Genomic DNA, 19,722 nt, shown 5'->3' with positions numbered 1-19,722 from the left:
CTACGCAATCCGGCCGACAAGATCCGTGCCGTGGAATTCTTCGATTTCCCTGCGCAATTGCGTTTCGCTGCGCCGCACCGCCGCCTGGGCCAGCGCATCGATGGCCTTGGCGGCCGGACGGGCCAACCAGCCGCGCGCCGGCGAATAGTCGGCCTCCGAGGTCAGCACCGACCGGCCGTAGCCGAGCGGATCGAATCGCAGCGTCAGTGTGGCGAGCGCGGGTGCGGGTTCGAGGTCCTGCGACGACGCGGCGGGGTCCTGCGCAGGCGCCACCTTCCCCGGCCGGCGCCTGCGCAGGGTGTACCCGATGACCGCGTTGCGGCGGTATTCGGTGATCTCACAGTCGACCGTGGGATGCCACAGCCCGAGCCGGAACGTCGCCGCGTAGACCGCACCCGGTCCGTGGCCGGCCTCGCCGACGGGTTCGAACGCTGCGATGCCGAACATCCAATCCGGGACGAACAGATGGTTGTCGGTGTACGTGAATGCGACCTCCACCGGAGCCCCGACGTCGCTCGCGTACCTGATGTGGCCCATAGGCCCTCCCTGTTCCACGCTTGCCACAAAAGTACTACAGAATTCCTTTTTATTAAACGGTTACCGGGGAATAACGTGCGCTCCGCACGTCGAGTGGCGGATAACCGCTGACAAGGACAAATGCGGCAAACGACCAGTACGTTTCGAGTGTGCTCGACGGGAGCGGGCACAGACGACAACCGGCCAGGCACCTTGACGGTACCCGGCCGGGAGGGTGTCGAAACGCTATGCCAGCGTGGAATCCGGTGGCGCTGTGGTCAACCCGGCTGCCGCGGTGGGCGAACCGGCTGCCGCCGTGGTCGCCGGGCCCACCGTCGGTTCCGTCGAATCGGTGCCGGCCGGGTCCGCGGGGATCTGCTGTGGATGGTGCGACGGCATTGGAGCCGGCCGCGCGTGCCGCTGGACCTGAACGTCGTGGCGGCCAAGGAGCGGATCGCTCATCGCGACGCTGAACTCACCACTGTGCACGTCGACGTCGGTACGGAATTCGGTCACCGCATTCGGCGCGGCGCCCGGCCGCTGATCCGGGGAGCCGTTCGCGCCCAGTGCCGACGGCACATTCGTGTCGACGGTGACGGCGAACGAATGCTGTTGTGTCCTGGACAGATTCGCCCCGACGTAGGTTTCGCCGGTGAGGTTCAGGCGGCCCCCGACGCCGCCGGGACCGGTTGTCGCCGAGGATGTTTCGGTATTCGGTGAGCGGTCCGCCGATTCGGGCACGAGACGTGCCGGCGTCGCCGCGGCGTCGGCCGCGAAGGCGGGCAGGCGGCGTGAGGCCGCGGCCGCCTCCCACGAACCGGTGGTGGCCGGGCCGGTGTTCGACGACGTGTCGGATTGGCGGGTGTCGGGCGCCGGGACGAGCGTGTCGCCTCGCTCGCCGGAGCCGATGACGGCCGGTAGGCCCGCGCCGCCGATCTGGTTGACGACATAGGTTCCGGCGGCGACGGTCAGGCCGATACTCGCCATTCCGGCGAGCACGACAGCGGTGTATTGCAGAATTTGGCCGGTGGACCGGGACTGCGCGGACTGGGCCATACCGGTGCGTCCTTCCCTCTCCCCTGGTTCCCCTCGTGGCCGACCCGCACCGTTGAAAGTCGTACGCACGTCCAGGTTACTGCCTGGCGCAAGGGATTCCGAGGCCTGCGGTCAAGATCACAACAGCGGGCGTAGCGGCGTGAAAACCGCTGTTCACCCCATTCGGTCGGTGCCGGTACGCCGCCGGCCACCGAGCGGTGCGAAGGTTTGCGCCGGATCGACGCCGGGTAACCCGAGAAAGCTGGCGAGCGTCAACTTCGAGCTGCGATCTCGAAGTCCTCCGGCCAACGGCGTCCGGTCGGCCACAAGCACGTCGCAACCTGAGTCGGCGCTCGCCCGCTCGAACCGGAACTTTTCAGGCGAATTGGCCGGCATCGCGCCCCGATCCCGGGGGCCCGGCGAAGGCCTGTGCGATCGTCAGCCACTGCGCGGCGTCGGTTCCCGTCGCCGTCAACGGCAGATCGTCGCGATGCCGGCGCTGCGTCACCAGCAGGCAGAAGTCCAATGCCGAACCATTCACTCGTTGCGCGGCATCCTCGGGACCCCAGCTCCAGATCGACCCGTCCGGTGCCGTGAGCTCGACTCGGAACGGTTCCGCGGGGGCCTGGCGGCCGTGCACGGTATAGGCGAAATCGCGGGTCCGGACGCCGATATGCGCGATATTGCGCAGGCGCGCCGTCGGGGTCCGCACCGCGCCCAGCGCATCGGCGACGTCCTGACCATGGGCCCAGGTCTCCATCAACCGCGCGCTCACCATCGACATCGGGCTCATCGGCGGTCCGAACCAGGGCAACTTCGTGCCCGCGGGCACCGCGCGCAGCGCCTTGGCCAGACCGGCCCGACCCCGCCGCCACCGCGCGAGCAGTTCGGGCGCCGGTGTGGTCGCCACCTCGGCGGCCGCGTCGTCGACGAAGGTCGCGATCTTCGCGGTCGCCTCGCGCAGCAACTCGGCGAACGCCTCGGCATCGGTCGCCGCGATCGTCGACACCTCGTCGGTCCAGGTCAGATGGGCGATCTGATGGGCGATGGTCCATCCTGGGGCCGGTGTCTCCCGCGCCCAGCCAGCCGGATCCAGTGGCGCGACCAGCCGGTCCAGGTCCGCGCATTCGGCCTCGAAGTCGTCGAGCAGCGCCTCTAGGTCAGCCATGACCGAAAGCATGGCAACGCCCCGAAAAAAATGCAAGCATGCGTGCTTGTTTGTCACCAGCCGAAGATCAGCAGGTGCACGCCGCCCACTAGCAGGCCCAGTGCCGCGCCGTGCAGATAGAGCAGCCAGGCGTCCTGTTCGACCGAGGCGTAGAACATCTCCATGAACTCACCGGGCGTGAGCTGCTTGAGTTTCCGCGCCGCGAATTCGTCGATCTTCTTGGCCTGGTCCAAGGCGAAGGCCTCGTCCTGCACCAGGCTCGGCGCCAGGCTCACCGCGGCCCCGGCGGCGCCGACCTGCAGGTTGTCGAACTGCCGCGCACCGAAGGCGGCGCGCACGACCGAGCGCGTGGGTCCCAGCTGGGCGCGGATCTCATCGGCGATCAGATGCTCCACGAGCTGACGGGTCTTGTCCCCGTTGGGTCCGTCCAGCAGTTCCGCCGCCAGATTCGGCAGGGTCAGCACCTGATAGGCCAGAATCTGGGCGAGGTCGTCGGCGGCCTGCGGTTGCCGCTTGGCCAGCAGTGCCTGCCGCCAGAGGTATTTGTAGCGCGGCTGTGGATCGCCGGGCTCGAACACCATCTTGATGGCGATCATGTTCACCAGCACGCCGATGGTGGCGGCCGCGGCCAGTACCACCAGCCATCCCGGGAGCCAGCCGATCACCGGAATGTCGGAGTGGACATGCATGTACAGCGCCAGCAGGACGCCGAACGGGGCGCCGAGCAGGCCGATCCGCACCATGAACCGCAGCTCCGGCGCGGCGATCGTGGTGGTCAGATCCTTGAGGATCTCCGGATTGGCCTGCAGATAGCGGATGACGAAACTCTTGATGTCGATGAGGTGGTCGACATTGTCACCGAGTTGCTCGAATCCACGCCGGCACAGTTTCGGCAGTTCGCGGTCGATGCGCTGGTAGAGAATCTGTTTCGCCGGGCGCGGTACGGCTCGCCACAGTTCCGGATTCTCGCGGTACATCACATCGTCGACGATCTGCTGCAACTGTTCGTGCGCGCGGTCGGCGATGTAGTCGGCGATACCTTCCAGATCGAGTTCGTGGATGAAATCGCGCGGGCTGCCGATCCGCATGATCGCCATATCCACGCAGATGCTGGCCATCTTCTCCGCGCGAGCGGGGATGAAGCCTTGGAAACCGAGTTGTCTACCGTCGCCGGAAAACGTCGGCAGCACCTGCACCCGGCGTGGGAAATAGGGGTACAGCACCTTCAGTCCCGGAATCCGGACGCCGCGAAATTGCAACGGCCAGAACAACATCAGCACGCCGGTCCAGTTGGTGAGCCAGCCGGCCACCGCGCTGAAGATCGGGAAGGTGATCAGGTCCACGACGAATTTGGACTGTCCGGTCAGTTGTTCCCAGTCGATGAACACACCGCCGGCGACTACCGCCATCGTGGATCCCCCTTGCGCCGTGCGGACTTGCGAGTTGACTGGGTCCCCACATTCTCACCGGGGCCAGACGGTGTCAATGCGGCGGGGCGGCACTTGCCCTGGTCGGCGGGGCAAACGCACCCCGTTCAGGGGCGCAGGACGAGTCGAATCGGATTGCCCTGTTTGGTTTCCAGCGCCCGCACCGCGTCCGGTGCTTGCGAGAGCGGCAGCACCGCGCTGACCGAGCGGGCGAGATCGAGACGATGCAGCCGCCGCAGCGTCACCAGTTCGGTGACGTGTTCGGGCTGCGAGCCGTAGTGTCCACGCAATTGCTGCTGGAAGAAGCTGAAACCGATGCCCCCGGTGATCGTGATCGGCTTGTCGGTCAGGCCTACCAGAACCAGTCGCCCACCCGGTCCCAGGCAGGTGACGGCCTGTTCGCGCACCGCTGCCACGCCGGCGAAATCGAAGGCGGCCGCCAAGCCGGCGCCCCCGGTCGCGGCGAAAATCTGTGCTCGCAGTTCGGGATCGGCCGGATCGAAGGCCAGATCCGCACCGAAACCGAGCGCCCGTTCCCGTGCCGCCGGCAGCGGATCCACCGCCACGATCGGCGCCGCACCGACCATGCGCAGCAATTGCACCCCGTGGGCGCCGAGGCCGCCCACACCCCAGACGCCGACCGGCTCGGCGGGCCGTACCTGGGCGGTCGCCGTGATCGCGGCCCACGGCGTGGAGACCGCGTCGGGGATGAAGCAGGCCTGCTCGAAGGGCAGATCGTCGGGAATGGGTACGAGGGTGTCGACCCGGGCCAGGGTGTATTCCGCCCACCCGCCGTCGTAGTCGACTCCGCGGGTGAACACCGCGCCGCCGCGTCGTTCGCCGGCCTGCAGCAGCACCCGATCTCCGACCTTCGCGCCCGTCACATCCGGCCCGAGAGCGTGGACGGTCCCCGCGACCTCGTGGCCGAGTGTCACCACGTCACCGGAGAGCATCACCGGGGTCAGCGTCCCGTCGATGAGATGGACATCGGACAGGCAGACCCCTGCCGCTTCGACCTTGACCAGGACGTGGTCGGGGCCCGGCTCCGGCGTCGGCACGTCATCCAGTTCCAGTCGGCGCTGTGGTCCCAGGTGAAGGCGTGCGGCCAGCATGTCGGGCTACTCCTCTGGATCGGGCGGGCGGACCCGCGGGCCCGATCGAGTATCGCACCGTCATCGCGGTTCCGTTCGGCAGGACTGCGGGCGCCGGGCGACTCTCCGGGGTTCGGGGATTGTGTGGGACTGTGAGTCCCATATATCCTCGAAGGACCACACCTGCCGGGTGTCGACCGCCGCCGGGGCCGCGCCTCGGCGGATGGGAGCTAGGAGGCCCGATGAGCCACACTGCGAAGCCCGCTCGCCGGGCCGAACGGGTGCGGGGGTCCCGCAGAGCACAGGAGACATCGATGACGCTGTCGAAATCCGTTCGTACCGACATATTCGGCCCGGACTACCGAGAAATGCTGGCGATCCTGTCCGAGGGATCCGTCCATCGCAATTTCGACCCCTATCTCGATATCGATTGGGATTCACCGGAGTTGGCGATCGATCCCGACGATCCGAGATGGGTGCTCTCGCCGGAGCTCGACCCGCTCGGCGGAACCGACTGGTACAGGTCGTTGCCGCTGGAGCGCAGGATCGAGATCGGAAAGTGGCGCACGGCCAACGTGATCAAGGTCGGCGCCGCCTTCGAGAGCATTCTCATCCGCGGCATGATGCAGTACATCATGAAGCTCCCCAACGGATCTCCGGAGTTTCGCTACTGCCTGCACGAGATGACCGAAGAGTGCAATCACATCCAGATGTTCCAGGAGCTGATCAACCGGATCGGCGTGGACGTCCCGGGGATGCGCCCGCTGTTCCGCGCGCTGTCGCCCTTCATCGGCGTGGCCGGCGGCTACGCGCACGCCATCCTGTTCATCGGCATTCTCGGTGGTGAGGAGCCGATCGACCACTATCAGAAGGCGATCATCCGGGAGGGCGAGGCGATGCCCCCCGTGGTGCTGCGCACCATGCAGATCCACATCGCCGAGGAGGCCCGGCACATCTCCTTCGCCGGCGAGTTCCTGAAGGCGCATATCGAGCGGATGAGCCCGTTCGGTAAAGCCATGTGCGCCTTGGCGTTTCCGATCACGATGCGCTGGCTGGCCGGTGAGATCATGGCGCCCCCGCGCTCGTTCGCGAAGGAATTCGACATTCCGCGCGAGGTCATCCGGGAGGCGTTCTGGGATGCCCCGCACGCACGGCGGATCCTGTCCGGCTACTTCGGCGATATGCGCAAACTCGCCGACGAGCTGGGGTTGATGAATCCGGTGACCCGCAAGCTGTGGTCGCTGTTGCATGTCGACGGCGAACCGTCGCGGTATCGCGGGGAGCCCGAGCGGCGCAACGCGGCGGCCGCGATGGCGGACAGGTTGCCTGTGGTCGGCTCCCTCGTCGGCTGGTTGGCGGCCTGACCTGCCGGGACCCGGCGGCGCCTGCTCACGGGGTGTCGTCGGCTCCCTCGGCCAGCGCGTTGATCAGTTCGATCAGTGGCAGTTCGGGATCCAGGGTCAATCCGTGGGCGCGCGCCGCGCCGTCGAGCACGCTCCAGGCGTAGCCGGCGACCTCGGATATCAGCTGTTCGCGACTCAGCAGCGGGCTGGGATCGCGTGCCCACCGGCTGACGGTCGCCTCGGTCATCGACACGATGGCGAAGGTCATCGTGTCGGCCGTGGCCTCGTCGACCACGCCGATCACCCCCGCCAGGCTCGACACCAGCAGCCGGGTCCGAGCCGCGATGGTGGCCTTGATACTGCTGAGCGCGTCCACATCGTCGGGATCCCCCATCGCCGGCCCGCCGCGCGCGAAGTCGTACAGCCGGGGGTGCTCGGTGAGCCAGTCCGCGACCGCGGCGATCGTGCGGTGCAGGATTCGATGGATGGATCCGTCCCAGATATCCAGCGCCGCGTCGACGGTATCGATGAACTGCTCACTGATCGCGGTCCGAGCCCGCCGATCGAGTTCGTCCCGCCCCGAAAACTGCCGGTAGACCACCGATTTGGCCAGCCCTGCCCGCGCGGCGATCTGCTGCATCGAGATCTCGGCGCCCCCGCCGGACTCCTCCAGCAGCTCGATCAACGCCCCGACGATCCGGCTCCGACGCCGGTCGTTGTGCGTTTGCCACCGCGCCTGCCGGCCCCCGATCGGGGCCGGTTCGGACGGGGAGGGAATCGCCACGCGGTCGAGTTTAAATCACCGACTCCCGCGCGAATGAGCTTCGGTTGCGTCCGGTCCGGGTGCGGGGACGAGGTGAACTTTCCGTGCAAACCTCGACGGAAATGCGAGAAATCCGCACAAACCGGCGAGGTTTGCACGATCAGTGCAGCGTCAGCCGAGGGTCGGGTTTCAGAGGGGTGATCGACAGGTCGCGGTGGGCGATGCCCGGTGCGCTCTCGTGGATCGGGCGGATCGCGTCGAGAACCGCCACCGCGGTGACATGGTCCGCGGGATGGGTTCCGGCGGTGTCATGGAATTCGACCGTCGCCGTGCCGCGCGCGGTGTCGGTAGCCGTGGTAAGCCGATATCGCAGAGGCGCTGTGTCTTTCGCGCGGGCGGTCCAGGTCGACCGGTAGCTCAGTCGTGAGCCGAGTTCGCGTTCGATGATCACCGTGTCGACGATTCCGGTGTCCGTGGTGACGACTTCGATCGACAGCGTGGCCTCCGGTTCGGACCGCTCACCGAAGACCGCTTCCTCGAGCACCCGCAGTCCGGCTTCGTAGTAGCCGCTCACGGCCGCGGCGGCCGCCTTCGCCCGCGCGGCGGTGGACGTGCCGATGCCGGTGTCCTCCAGGTTGTTCCAGGGATGAATGCCGCATTCGGGAAGTGCGAGCTCCTCCTCGAGTTCCACGCGGCGGATATCGCGGGTGACCTCGGCCAGTGCGCGGGTGATCCGGGCGGCGAGCTGGGTCGGAAAGCCCCCCGTCGCATGGAATGTCGAACCTCCACGCCGGGCGGCGTCCCGAATCTCGGCGAGCCCGTCGACGGGAAGGGCCGAGACGACATCCAGGCCGTCCGCCAGCAAGCGCAGCACCTTCGTGCTCGGATTCCCACCGGTTTCGTCCACGGTCGGCACGTAGACCACGCACTCGGTTTCCGTCGGTGCGGGCTGCGCCGCCGTGATCCGCCCGGCCGATCGCAGATCGGAGCGTGCGTCGATGCGGGCGGCGAGCAGGTCGGAGAGGGGCCCGGTGCCCAGCACCGCGACGGGGATGATCGGGGTGCTCATACGGTCTCCAGCCGATAGCGCGGATCCAGGTCGGGCATCACCACTCCCGGTGGTGCGGAACATAATTCGGGGATCGTGCTCAGCATCGCGCGCACCGAGATGTCGGTCACCGCGGACCAGTCGGCGCTGTAGGCCTCGTCGTCCATCTCGTTGCGCATCTCGATGCGGGCCGGGGTGCCGTCGAGGGTGATCACATGGCCGCCGGAGCGGCTGCGCGGATGGTCCGGTCCCAGATGCGCATTGCCGCCACCGACGTGCCAGCATTCGGAATTCGTCATGAACAGGCGGTCGCCGAGATAGCCGCGATAGGTCATGTGGATCGCGCCGACGCTGCCGGGTTCGATCACGGTTCCGCCCGCTCGCACTCGCTCCCGCGCGGGCACCGGAGAGATGTGGCGTTCCACGCGCACCTCGTCCGGACCGGCGCCGAACAGCGCGTGCGCCACATTGCCGAGCACCGCGTCGAAGTAGAAGTGCTGCATCAGCCCGATCGCATGGTTGGTGTCCACCGCGCTCAACGGCATGCCGAAGCCGAGGCTTTCCAAACCGCCCCACATCCCGTCGGGTGCGGCCGAGAGGTCACCGACCTCCAGGAATCGCACCTCGGTGATCTCGTCCAGCAGTCCGGCCAGCCGCAGCAGCAGCTGTTCGACCATCAGACCCGGATGTAATCCCGTGCCGTGCAACGACACTCCGCCCGCCTCGCACGCCGCTTGCAACCGGCTGCCCAGCGCCCGCCGGGGCAGGGCGCGATCGACGATCGGGCCGGCCAGCCGTTCGAGGACCGGGCGCAACGGCCGCGCGGGCGCCGAATCCACGGCGCGCATCCCGGCCCGCAATGCCCGCAACGCGGGTCGCAGCCGGGCGCCGAACGCATCACCGGTGACCTTCATATCCGCCACCGTGCGCAGGACCGACAGCGGACTCCGCGAGGCGGAGAGCCAGGTCGGCATCGACGGATTGTGATAACTCGCCGCGGAGACGACGTTCTTGCCGGATTCCAGCAGATCGACGACGTCCGCGTCGGCGCCCTGGATCAGCGCGGGTGTGGTCGGGGTATGGACGACGCAATCGGCGTCCAGGGCCAGGATTTCGTCCTTCGAGGTCGTCGCCGCGACCCCCACCGGCGCCAGCCCGGCCAGTTCGCCGATATCCCGGCCGTGCTTGTGCGGACTGAACACCTTGACCCCGACCACCTCGAAGTCCGGCGATTCGAGCGCGGTCCGCAGCGCTCGCCCACCCATGTCCCCGGGCCCCCAGATCACGAGCCGATACGGACGCTCCACAACCGCCTCCTTGCCGTAGGTGACCTGTTTAACACAGTGAGACAGTTCGCGCATCACTCTCTTACGAGTCGCGTAGCCGCCGGTAATACGTCGTTCGCTGCCGGTGAACAGGGGGTTGGAACAACTCGGCACACCATGTAGTTGAGTAGGTAGCGCTCAACCCTGGAGGCGAAGAAACACAGGATCCGGGGCATGCTTTGGAAGGGGCTGAATCTGTGAGTACTCCACAGCGTCTGCCGGTGCTGTTTCTGACCGATCCGGTCGTGTTGCCGGGCATGGTCGTCCCCATCGAGCTCGACGAATCGGCACAGGCCGCCATCGACGCCGCACGGGCCGCGAAGTCGGATTCCGTGTTGCTCGCACCGCGTCTGGACGAGGGCTATGCCGCCTACGGTGTGATCGCGACCATCGAACAGGTCGGCCGCATGCGCGGCGGCGCCGCTGCTGCGGTGTTGAAGGCCGAGCACCGGGCGAAGATCGGACACGGCGTCACCGGTCCGGGCGCCGCGCTGTGGGTGGAGGCCGAACCGGTCGACACACCCGCACCCGACGCGCACACGAAGGAGCTGGCCGCCGAATACAAGCAGCTGGTCGTCTCGGTCCTGCAGCGTCGCGAGGCCTGGCAGGTCATCGATGTGGTCAACCGGCTGACCGACCCGTCGGCCCTGGCCGATACCGCCGGCTACGCGCCGTACCTGACCGATGAGCAGAAGCGTGAACTGCTCGACACTCCCGATGTCGCCGAGCGCCTGACCCGGTTGATCGGGTGGACCAAGGACCACATCGCCGAGGTCGAGGTCACCGAGAAGATCAGTGAGGATGTGCGCGAGGGCGTCGAGAAGTCGCAGCGGGAATTCCTGCTGCGCCAGCAGCTCAATGCGATCCGCAAGGAACTGGGCGAAGGCGAGCCCGACGGCGCGGACGACTACCGCACCCGGGTGGAGACCGCCGAGCTGCCGGACAACGTGCGCGAGGCCGCGCTCCGCGAGGTCGACCGCCTCGAGCGCAGCAGCGATCAGAGTCCGGAATCGGGCTGGATCCGCACCTGGCTGGATACCGTCCTGGATCTGCCGTGGTCGGTGAAAACCACCGACAGCACCGATGTTTCGGCTGCTCGCGCGGTGCTGGACGCCGATCACCACGGGCTGGAAGAGGTCAAGGACCGCATGGTCGAATACCTGGCCGTGCGCGCCCGCCGGGCCGCGCGTGGTCTGGAGGTCGTCGGCGGTCGTGGCTCCGGCGCCGTGATGGTGCTGGCCGGCCCTCCCGGTGTCGGTAAGACCTCGCTCGGCGAGAGCGTGGCGCGGGCCCTGGGCCGCAAGTTCGTGCGCGTCGCCCTGGGCGGTGTGCGCGACGAGGCCGAGATCCGCGGTCACCGGCGGACCTACGTCGGTGCCCTGCCCGGCCGGATCGTGCGTGCCATCAAGGAGGCGGGTTCGATGAATCCCGTTGTCCTGCTGGACGAGATCGACAAGGTCGGCTCGGACTTCCGGGGTGATCCGGCGGCCGCGCTGCTCGAGGTGCTGGATCCGGCGCAGAACCACACCTTCCGCGACCACTACCTGGATCTGGACCTGGATCTGTCCGATGTGCTGTTCATCGCGACCGCGAATGTCATGGAGACCATTCCCGGCCCGCTGTTGGACCGCATGGAACTGATCACCGTCGACGGGTACACCGAGGACGACAAGGTGGCCATCGCCCGCGACTTCCTGGTGCCCCGGCAGCTGGAACGGAATGCGCTGACCGCCGAGGAGGTGTCGTTCACCGACGAGGCGCTGCGGGAGATCGCGGCCAACTACACCCGGGAAGCCGGTGTGCGTCAGCTGGAGCGGCTGCTCGCGAAGGCGTTGCGCAAGGCGGCGACTCGGCTGTCGCAGGACGAGTTCGGTGCGGAGACGGTTGCGGCGGACGGCGATTCGGACGCCACGGTGATCGACCTGGGCTACGAGCCTGGGCTCGGTTACGGTGAAAAGCCCGGTGCGGCAGCAGGTTCCGAGCCACTGGTGATCGGTCTGGGCGATCTGAAGGACTACCTGGGCCGTCCGCGCTTCACCCCCGATTCGGTGGAACGCACCTCGGTCCCCGGTGTGGCGACCGGCCTGGCCGTCACGGGTGCCGGTGGCGACGTCCTCTACATCGAGGCCAATGCCGCCGAGGGCGAACGCTCACTGACCCTGACCGGCCAGCTGGGTGACGTCATGAAGGAATCCGCGCAGATCGCACTGACCTATGTGCGCTCGCACCTGGAAGAGATCGGCATCCAACCGAAGGTGCTGGATCGCAATATCCACATCCACTTCCCGGCGGGTGCGGTGCCCAAGGACGGTCCGTCCGCGGGCGTCACCATGGTTACCGCCCTGGTGTCGCTGGCCCTGGGCCGGCAGGTCCGTGCGGACGTCGGCATGACCGGCGAGGTCACGCTGAACGGCCGGGTCCTGCCGATCGGCGGCGTGAAGCAGAAGCTGCTGGCCGCCCAGCGTGCCGGTTTGAAGACGGTCTTCATCCCGGCCCGCAACGAGCCGGACCTGGACGAGGTCCCCGCCGAGGTGCTCGCCGCACTGGATGTCCGCCCCGTCGCCGACGTGGCCGACATCCTGGCCTACGCCATCGAACCGGTCGCCGAACCGGCCTACGAGGCATTCGCGGCCAGCGCCTGATCCGCAACGATCGGCCGTCACGAGTCGAGAGGCCGTTCACCTTTCCGGGTGAACGGCCTCTCGCCGTGTTCCGGCCCGCATCCGGCCGTGCCGGTCAGCGGCGCGGGCGGCGCAGCAACCAAGCCCAGAAGGAGCGGCGAGGCGGTTTCGGGTAGCGGGCGCGGATCGAGCCGGAGGTGATCGATCCGTCGATGCGCAGGGTCGGACAGCCGGGCAGCGGTGGTTCGGTCACCCGGTTCTTCGCGCTCCCGCTGACGAAGGAAACCCGGTCCAGATCCACCTGCCAGCCGTGCGGCACCGTCAATCGCAGGCTGCCGGAGGCGATTCCGACGTGCAAATCCACGACGGCGTGTGGGCAGATCGCCTCGGTGAAGTCCAGGCGCACCGAACCGGAGGCGGCGGAGACGGTGATCTCGGCGGGCACGATCCACCGACCGTCCTTGCGCAGCGACCCACTGACGGTGCTCAGCACCAGGGGTTCGCGCGCGGCCGCCACCGGCAGATCGGCGGTGACTGCGGCGAGCTCCTCGCGGGTGTCCGCCGCGTAGGCGACGGCCAGGCGCCGGTCGAGCTCGGCGAGATCGAGGGAGCCGTCGTTCAGAGCCAGTCGCAGCAGCCGCTCCACCTGGGCGCGTTCGTGGTCGGTGATGCGTACCGTGGGGGCCGGCCGGCCACGGGCGATGTCCGGGCGGCGGTCCGGGGATTCGGTCATCGGCACATCCTCATGGTCGTGATGCCGAAATCCTACGTGCGGTGCGCGCCCGGCATATCGGTCGGCGCAGCACCCACGTGTGCTGCCGTGCCGGGTGTCCGTGCTCGCCGACCGCGGTGCTGTGCAGCGGCGTAAGGGTTCCCCGCCGGTGCGCTCGCGGTGATCCCCGCCTACGGCTCACGTGATCCGTTGGTGGGCAGAGCTCGCTCGACCACGCGCACCGTGCCCTGCGCGACGGCACATATCGTGCTGGAACCATCGCTGTCGCAATAGATCTCGCAGCGGGTGACGGCTTGGCGGCGGGTGGCGTCGGTGACCGTCGCGTGCGCGCGAAGCCGCCCGCCCCGCGCGGGGCGCAGGTAGGTGACGGTGAAGCCGCCGGTCAGTACGTTCGGGCCCAGCGCGGATCCGGCGGCGAAGGTGAGCGCGTTGTCGGCCAGATAGGCCATCACCCCGCCGTGCACGAAACCGAACTGCTGAGCGTGCTCGGGACCCACGTCGATCACCAAAGTGGCCGCACCGCCCTCGAACTCGGTGATCTCGGTGCCGACGTGCTGCGCGAACGGCTGCGCGGCCAATACCGCGCGGGCCTGCTCTACGGTGAGCTTGTCGGTCGATACACCAGCCGGTCGCGGTGGTGACGCGGTAACCTCGTCCATCTGCACTGTCCTCTGCTGTCGGAGTTGTCAGTTGTTACGCAACGACTTCCACGCCGCCGCGGCCAATTCCGTGGCGACATCGGTCGGCGCGGTGCGGATGCTGCCGCTCACCCACTGCCGCGAGTACTCCTGCGCCGGGCCCAGCCACAGCGCGTACAGCAGGTCGAATTCCAGGTCTCGAACCGTGCCGTAGCGGGCGTGGGTGCGCCACCAGCGCGCGACGGAGGTGAGGAATTCCCGATTGCTGTCGCTGTCGCGTACTCCGGGTGGCCGCGGTGACATGAGAATTGTTGCGCGGTACTGGTTTTCGGTGACCCAGCGCAGATGCTCGGTGACTCCGGCGGTGACTCCGCTCTCGGCGTCGGTGCTGTCGGCGATGCTCGCCCAGAAAGTGCGCTGGTAGTCGGCCAGCGCATTGGCCCATACCTGCCGGTACAGATCGGCCTTGTCCGGGAAGTGGTGGTACAGCGCGCCGACGCTCGCTCCCGCGTCGGCCCTGATCCGGCTCAGCGTCGCGTCGAGCGTCCCGTGCTCGGCGAACTGCCGCTCGGCCGCCAGCAGCAACCGATCTCGAATCTTCATAACCAGAATTTAGTTCTGTTTCGGCGTCGGCGCAAGGCACTACCTGCGAAGTCCCTCCGGCTGTCGGTGCCGTGCGGTAAGAACGGTCTCGTGGCCAGGTGGCTGTTGCACGTCGACCTCGACCAATTCCAGGCGGCGGTGGAGTTCCGCCGCCATCCCGAGCTGCGCGGGCAGCCGGTGATCGTCGGCGGCAACGGTGATCCGAACGAACCGCGCAAGGTGGTCACCTGCGCGTCGTATCAGGCGCGGACCTTCGGCGTGCGGGCCGGAATGCCGCTGCGCACCGCCGTCCGCAAGTGTCCGGACGGAGTGTTCCTGCCCTTGGACATGACCACCTACGAGGAGGCCTCCGACGAGGTCATGGAGGTGCTGCGGAGTTTTCCGGTGCGGGTCGAAGTGCTGGGCTGGGACGAGGCCTTCCTCGCCGCCGACACCGACGATCCCGAACAGCTCGCTCGCGAAATCCGCAGTGCGATAGCGACATTGAACCTCACCTGTTCGATAGGTATCGGCGACAACAAATTGCGCGCGAAACTGGCGACCGGATTCGCGAAGAGCGTCGGCAAAGGCACGGACGCCACGGGTGCGAACAGCACGGCCTCGAAGGGCGTGATCCCAGCTTCGGAAGAAGCGGTGGGACAGGAGAATTCGCACAGCGAGGCAGCGGGGGCACCTCCGGCCGCCGACCTCGGTGCGGGCATCTTCCGGCTCACCGCCGAGAACTGGAACGAACTCATGGCGCACCGGCCGACCAGCGCGCTGTGGGGTATCGGCAATCGCATCGCGCAGCGAATGTCGGCCCTCGGTATCGACACCGTCGCCCAGCTCGCCGCCGCCGACCGGAATGTCCTGGCCGCCGAATTCGGCCCCACCACCGGGCCCTACCTCTGGGTTCTCGGCCACGGCGCCGGTGACACCGATGTGGTGACCGAGCCGCGTATCCCGGTGGGCCGCAGTAGATCCGAAACCTTCCCGCACGATCTGACCGATCGCGAGGAAATTCGTGCGCAGGTAGCGCGGCTGGCCCGCGAGGTCGCCGAGGAGATGGCGGCGGCCGGCCGGATCGGCACGCGGGTGGGAGTCACCGTGCGTACCAACACCTTCTATACGCGCACCAAGCAGAAGAAGTTGCCCGAACCGACGATCGACGCGGAGGCGATCACCACGGTCGCACTCGAGATCATCGACCGTTTCGAACTCGATCGGCCGGTCCGGCTGCTCGGGGTGCGACTCGAGCTCGTCCCGCAATAGCCAGGTCCCCGCGTTTCCGTGCCGGGATGCCGGATATGCCTCGGTGGTGGCGGCGTCGCGCGCAGTGCGGCCGTTTGTCATGCTGGGCCCGCAGACTCGACCGAAAGGCAGCCATGAGCGAGTACGAGACGATCACCTTCGAGCGGACCGGCCCCGTCGCCCGGATCACCCTGAACCGGCCGAAGGCCGCCAACGGTATCGACCACGTCCTCGGCCGGGAACTGGCCGATATCGCGGGACAGTGCGTGGACGATCCGGCGCTGAAGGTCGTCGTGCTGACCGGTGCGGGCAGGTTCTTCTCCGCCGGTGGCGACCTCAAGGCGATGGCTGCCCAGGGCGGCGGCGCCGGCCACTACGTCAAGGGACTGGCCGACGACCTGCACGAGGCCCTCTCGTCGTTCGCCCGGATGGACGCCCTGCTCGTCGTGGCGGTCAACGGTGTGGCCGCGGGCGCCGGCTTCAGCTTGGCGATGGCCGGTGATCTGGTCCTCGCGGGCGAATCGGCGGCATTCACCATGGCCTACACCCGGGCCGGACTGAGTCCGGACGGCGGTGCCTCCTACTATCTGCCCCGCTTGATCGGCCTGCGCCGCACGCAGGAGCTCATGTTCACCAACCGCACCCTGACCGCGGCCGAGGCGCTGGACTGGAATCTCGTGCATCGCGTGGTGCCGGATGCCGAACTCGCGTCCGCCGTGGACGAAGTGGTCGCGGAATTCGCGGCCGGGCCCCGGCATTCGAATGCCAGCGTCAAGAAGCTGCTGCTGGTGAGCTCCTCGCACACGCTCGAGGAGCAGACCGCACGCGAGGCGGCGTTCATCTCGGCCTGTGCCGATTCGCCCGACGGCACCGAGGGCATCTCGGCATTCCTCGGCAAGCGCGCCCCCGTCTTCGAGTGAGGGCCTGACCGTCGCCGCGAGCGAGCCCGGTCGTGGGCCACTAGGGTGGGGTGCCATGTTCTCCGCGCCCGGCTTCGCACGCGGGTGGGTCCCGGCGCGGTCGCCTCGTCGGCCGGGCGACGGGCACGAAGACCGTGGCGACGGACCCCCGGATCGCAACGATCGCGGGAGTGCTCCTCTCGGCGCCGTTGCGCAGGTCGCCTCGTCCGGCACCCGATACCGGCCGAGGGAGGTTGCCCCGGTCGGCTCGCCCGCCGTGGACCACGCTGGATCGGCGCCCGCGCTGCGCGTCGTTTCCGCCGGTCTCCGCACGGTGATCCGTCGTCCCGTTCTGCTGGTGGCGGTGTTGCTGATCCTCGCGCAGCTCGGGTTGCGCGGCTGGGTGGCCGGGCGCGGCTGTTTCTACTGGGACGACCTCATTCTGGTGGGCCGCGCCGATCGCTATCCGCTCTGGTCCGCCGATCTGCTGCTCTACGACCACGACGGCCATTTCATGCCGCTGGCCTTCGCGACCGCGTGGGTGGTGACCCGCATCGCGCCGCTGCAGTGGGCCGGGCCGGTGGTGACCATGGTGCTGCTGCAGCTCGCGGCCTCGGTCGCGGTGCTGCGCATGTTGCTGGTGCTTCTTCCACGGCGAGCCGGAGCCCTGCGCTGGGGCGTGCTGATTCCGTTGATCGGCTATCTGTTCAGTCCGCTGACCCTTCCGGCATTCGCCTGGTGGGCGGCCTCGCTCAACGCGCTGCCGCTGCAGTTCGCGCTGGCCTGGGTGATCGCGGATGCGGTGCTGCTGGTGCGCACGGGACGCGGGCGCTATGCGATCTCCGGTCTGCTGGTGCTGATCGTGGGACTGTTGTTCTTCGAGAAGGCAGTGGTGGTGCCGTTCGTCGCCTTCGCCGTCGCGGTGCTGGAGCGCTATATCGTCGGCGCCCGCACCGTCGGTGCCGCGCATACCGATGAGGCAGAGCCGACGGGTGATCATGCCGGCCCGAGTGCCTGGGCGGCGGTTCGCGACGTGACGCGCGCCGGAGCGGCGCTGTGGGCCGGTTCGGCGTTGATTCTCGCGGGCTGGGTCGCGGCCTATCTCACCGTCGCCGACCACATCGCGGTGGACACCAGCCTGGCCGGGGCACGGCGACTGCTCCACAGCGCCATCTCCCTGGGGATCGTCCCGACCCTGCTCGGCGGGCCGTGGGTGTGGGCGCGCTGGCTGCCGTCGACACCGTGGGCCACGCCCCCGGGGTGGACCGTCGTGCTCGCCTGGCTGATCCTCGCCGCGGTGGTGCTGGTGACGCTGCGACTGCGCCGCCGAGTGCTGCCGGTGTGGGTCCTGGTCGCGGGATACGTTCTGGTCGTTCAGCTTCCGATCGTGCTGATCCGCGGCGGGCCGAACACCGCCGCCGAACTCATGCAGTCGCTGCGCTATCTGGCCGATGTCGCCGTGGTGCTGGCGGCGGCGATCGCGCTGCTGCTTGCCGCCCGTCCCCGCCGCCCTCGTTCGGAGAGTCGCGTGGCCGGATCGCGGTTCGCGGCGATCGGGCTGACCGCGGCGTTCGTGGTCAGCAGCGTGTGCACGACCGTATCGTTCGCCCGGTCGTGGGAGATCTCGCCGACGCGCACCTACCTCACGAATGCCCGTGCCGCACTGGCGGATCGCCACGGCGCCCCGCTGCTGGAGCAGGAGGTGCCGTGGGGGGTGCTGACGCCGATGACCTATCCGCAGAACCTCATCGCGCAGGTGCTCGGGCCGATCGCCGGCCCCGGGGCGTTCGGTGTCGCCACGCCGCAGCTGCGGATGCTCACCGACGACGGGACGCTGGTGGACGCGTCGGTGTGGTGGAACCGCCGGATTCTGGCGGGCCCCGAACCCGGCTGCGGATATCGCGTCGACGGCGCCGAACCGGTGGCCCTGTGGCTCGACGGGCCGATGCTGGACCACGGCTGGACCGCGCAGATCAACTATTTCGCCAACCGCGACGGCCGGATCACCGTGGCGCTCGAGCACGGCGACGTCGTGGTGGCGCCGGTGCAAGCAGGCGTGCACACCGTCTTCGTCCATCTCGTCGGTGGCGGTGAGATCGTGCGAATCGGCTCGCGCACACCGGGTTTGGACGTGTGTATCGGGGTGGGACCGGTGGGCGTGGCGGCATTCGGCCGCTGACTGCCATAGCCGTGGGGCATCGCTCCCCCTATGCTCGGACGCATGCAGTTCCAGGCGATGGTTGCGCACGAGACCGACGACGGCGTGGTACTGGCCCGCGAGGAGGTGGGCGAGGATTTCCTCGGGCCGGGCACGGTGACGATCAAGGTGCACTATTCGAGTGCGAACTTCAAGGACGGGCTGGCCATCACCCCGCGCGGCGGTGTGGTGCGCAATTACCCGATCATTCCCGGTATCGACCTGACCGGCGAGGTGGTCGCCTCCGAGGACGCCGCGTTCACGGTGGGTGATCTCGTGATCGCGCACGGGTACGAGATCGGCGTCGCGCACAACGGCGGCTTCGCCGAATACGCGCGCGTGCCCGCCGAATGGGTGGTCAAGCTGGAGGGGCTGAGCCCGCGTGAGGCAGCGGCCCTCGGCACCGCGGGATTCACCGCGGCCATGAGTGTGCAGGCACTGCTCGATCGCGGCCTGAATCCCGGTGACGGACCGGTGCTGGTGACCGGCGCGACCGGCGGCGTCGGCAGTGTCGCGGTGGACATCCTGTCCGGCCTCGGCTACGAGGTCACCGCCTCCACCGGGAAGACCGATGCCGGCGAGTTGCTGTCCACCCTCGGCGCGGCCGCGGTGATCGGCCGTCTGCCCGAGGATCCGGATGCCAAGCCTCGTCCGCTGGGTAAGGCGCAGTGGGCCGGCGCGGTCGACAGCGTCGGCGGAAAATCGCTGGCCCACATCCTCAGCACCGTCCGCTACGGCGGGTCGGTGGCGGTCAGCGGGCTCACCGGTGGGACCGAACTTCCCACCACCGTCATGCCGTTCATCCTGCGCGGGGTCAGTCTCCTCGGCATCGATTCGGTGAACTTCCCGATCGAGCAGCGGCGCGCGCTGTGGGCCCGGCTCGGCAAGGACCTGAAGCCCCGGCATCTGTCGACGCTGGAGCATGTGGCGCCGATCACCGAGGCGGAAGCGGTACTGCACGCCATTCGCAGCGGTCACCACTCCGGGCGCACCGTCCTCGCGGTGGCCGGCGAATTCTGATCGAGCGGGCGGGCGTCCGGATCGGACGTTCGCCGCTCGCTCACCTCAATTTTGTACTGATCTAT

The 19,722-nt window shown here is 68.2% G+C and carries 17 protein-coding genes; 6 read left to right on the top strand and 11 right to left on the bottom strand.

The annotated features are described in order from the left end of the window. From A5780_RS28200 to A5780_RS28180, 5 genes are all read right to left on the bottom strand, one after another. Entirely contained in the window at positions 1-537 is a 537-nt protein-coding gene (locus A5780_RS28200; protein WP_064906287.1) for an SRPBCC family protein, read from the bottom strand. Between the two features lie 225 nt (positions 538-762). After that, positions 763-1,572, bottom strand: a complete 810-nt coding sequence (locus A5780_RS28195) for a hypothetical protein (protein WP_064906289.1) — start codon at positions 1,570-1,572, stop codon at positions 763-765. A gap of 355 nt (positions 1,573-1,927) precedes the next feature. Beyond that, a complete protein-coding gene (locus A5780_RS28190) occupies positions 1,928-2,719 on the bottom strand; it encodes a TIGR03084 family metal-binding protein (RefSeq protein WP_063014394.1) in 792 nt (263 codons plus the stop codon). Positions 2,720-2,772: 53 nt separating this feature from the next. Further along, complete coding sequence (locus A5780_RS28185) at positions 2,773-4,128, bottom strand: hypothetical protein (RefSeq protein WP_063014392.1); 1,356 nt, start codon at positions 4,126-4,128, stop codon at positions 2,773-2,775. A 125-nt stretch (positions 4,129-4,253) separates the two neighbouring features. Next, a complete protein-coding gene (locus A5780_RS28180; RefSeq protein WP_030514094.1) occupies positions 4,254-5,258 on the bottom strand; it encodes a zinc-binding dehydrogenase in 1,005 nt (334 codons plus the stop codon). 293 nt (positions 5,259-5,551) lie between these two features. On the opposite strand from A5780_RS28180, the gene A5780_RS28175 reads away from it, so the two are divergent. Then, positions 5,552-6,601, top strand: a complete 1,050-nt coding sequence (locus A5780_RS28175; RefSeq protein WP_064910266.1) for a diiron oxygenase — start codon at positions 5,552-5,554, stop codon at positions 6,599-6,601. Between the two features lie 25 nt (positions 6,602-6,626). Here the strand turns inward: A5780_RS28175 and A5780_RS28170 are convergent, their stop codons facing one another. The 3 genes from A5780_RS28170 to A5780_RS42895 all read right to left on the bottom strand — a co-directional run bounded on the left by A5780_RS28170 (position 6,627) and on the right by A5780_RS42895 (position 9,752). Then, positions 6,627-7,364 (bottom strand): TetR/AcrR family transcriptional regulator, encoded by a 738-nt coding sequence (locus A5780_RS28170; RefSeq protein WP_063014388.1) that lies wholly within the window; start codon positions 7,362-7,364, stop codon positions 6,627-6,629. Between the two features lie 139 nt (positions 7,365-7,503). Then, entirely contained in the window at positions 7,504-8,412 is a 909-nt protein-coding gene (locus A5780_RS28165) for a hypothetical protein (RefSeq protein ID WP_064910264.1), read from the bottom strand. After that, entirely contained in the window at positions 8,409-9,752 is a 1,344-nt protein-coding gene (locus A5780_RS42895; RefSeq protein ID WP_082976771.1) for a hypothetical protein, read from the bottom strand. Before A5780_RS42895 ends, A5780_RS28165 begins: the two co-directional genes overlap by 4 nt. A 161-nt stretch (positions 9,753-9,913) precedes the next feature. On the opposite strand from A5780_RS42895, the gene lon reads away from it, so the two are divergent. After that, positions 9,914-12,358 carry an endopeptidase La gene (gene lon / locus A5780_RS28155; RefSeq protein ID WP_156769696.1) on the top strand — a complete coding sequence of 815 codons (2,445 nt, stop codon included), beginning with the start codon at positions 9,914-9,916 and terminating at the stop codon, positions 12,356-12,358. Between the two features lie 94 nt (positions 12,359-12,452). Here the strand turns inward: lon and A5780_RS28150 are convergent, their stop codons facing one another. The 3 genes from A5780_RS28150 to A5780_RS28140 form a co-directional block, all read right to left on the bottom strand. Continuing rightward, entirely contained in the window at positions 12,453-13,070 is a 618-nt protein-coding gene (locus tag A5780_RS28150) for a DUF1707 domain-containing protein (RefSeq protein WP_064910262.1), read from the bottom strand. Positions 13,071-13,240: 170 nt separating this feature from the next. Continuing rightward, the gene (locus A5780_RS28145; protein ID WP_063014383.1) at positions 13,241-13,729 is read right to left on the bottom strand and encodes a PaaI family thioesterase; all 489 of its coding nucleotides are present in this window, start codon (positions 13,727-13,729) and stop codon (positions 13,241-13,243) included. A gap of 27 nt (positions 13,730-13,756) precedes the next feature. After that, positions 13,757-14,311, bottom strand: a complete 555-nt coding sequence (locus tag A5780_RS28140) for a TetR/AcrR family transcriptional regulator (RefSeq protein WP_063014382.1) — start codon at positions 14,309-14,311, stop codon at positions 13,757-13,759. A 90-nt stretch (positions 14,312-14,401) separates the two neighbouring features. On the opposite strand from A5780_RS28140, the gene A5780_RS28135 reads away from it, so the two are divergent. From A5780_RS28135 to A5780_RS28120, 4 genes are all read left to right on the top strand, one after another. Beyond that, positions 14,402-15,562: a DNA polymerase IV gene (locus tag A5780_RS28135; protein WP_064910260.1), complete on the top strand. Its 1,161-nt coding sequence runs from the start codon at positions 14,402-14,404 to the stop codon at positions 15,560-15,562. 113 nt (positions 15,563-15,675) lie between these two features. Continuing rightward, complete coding sequence (locus A5780_RS28130; RefSeq protein ID WP_064910258.1) at positions 15,676-16,461, top strand: enoyl-CoA hydratase/isomerase family protein; 786 nt, start codon at positions 15,676-15,678, stop codon at positions 16,459-16,461. Positions 16,462-16,774: 313 nt separating this feature from the next. After that, a complete protein-coding gene (locus tag A5780_RS28125; RefSeq protein ID WP_231983127.1) occupies positions 16,775-18,619 on the top strand; it encodes a hypothetical protein in 1,845 nt (614 codons plus the stop codon). 42 nt (positions 18,620-18,661) lie between these two features. Further along, positions 18,662-19,657 (top strand): oxidoreductase, encoded by a 996-nt coding sequence (locus A5780_RS28120; protein WP_063014420.1) that lies wholly within the window; start codon positions 18,662-18,664, stop codon positions 19,655-19,657. The last annotated feature ends 65 nt before the right edge of the window (positions 19,658-19,722 follow it).

The sequence above is a fragment of the Nocardia sp. 852002-20019_SCH5090214 genome, from assembly GCF_001665865.1.
Lineage (GTDB): Bacteria > Actinomycetota > Actinomycetes > Mycobacteriales > Mycobacteriaceae > Nocardia > Nocardia nova.
This window is presented reverse-complemented; position numbering and strand designations above follow the sequence as displayed.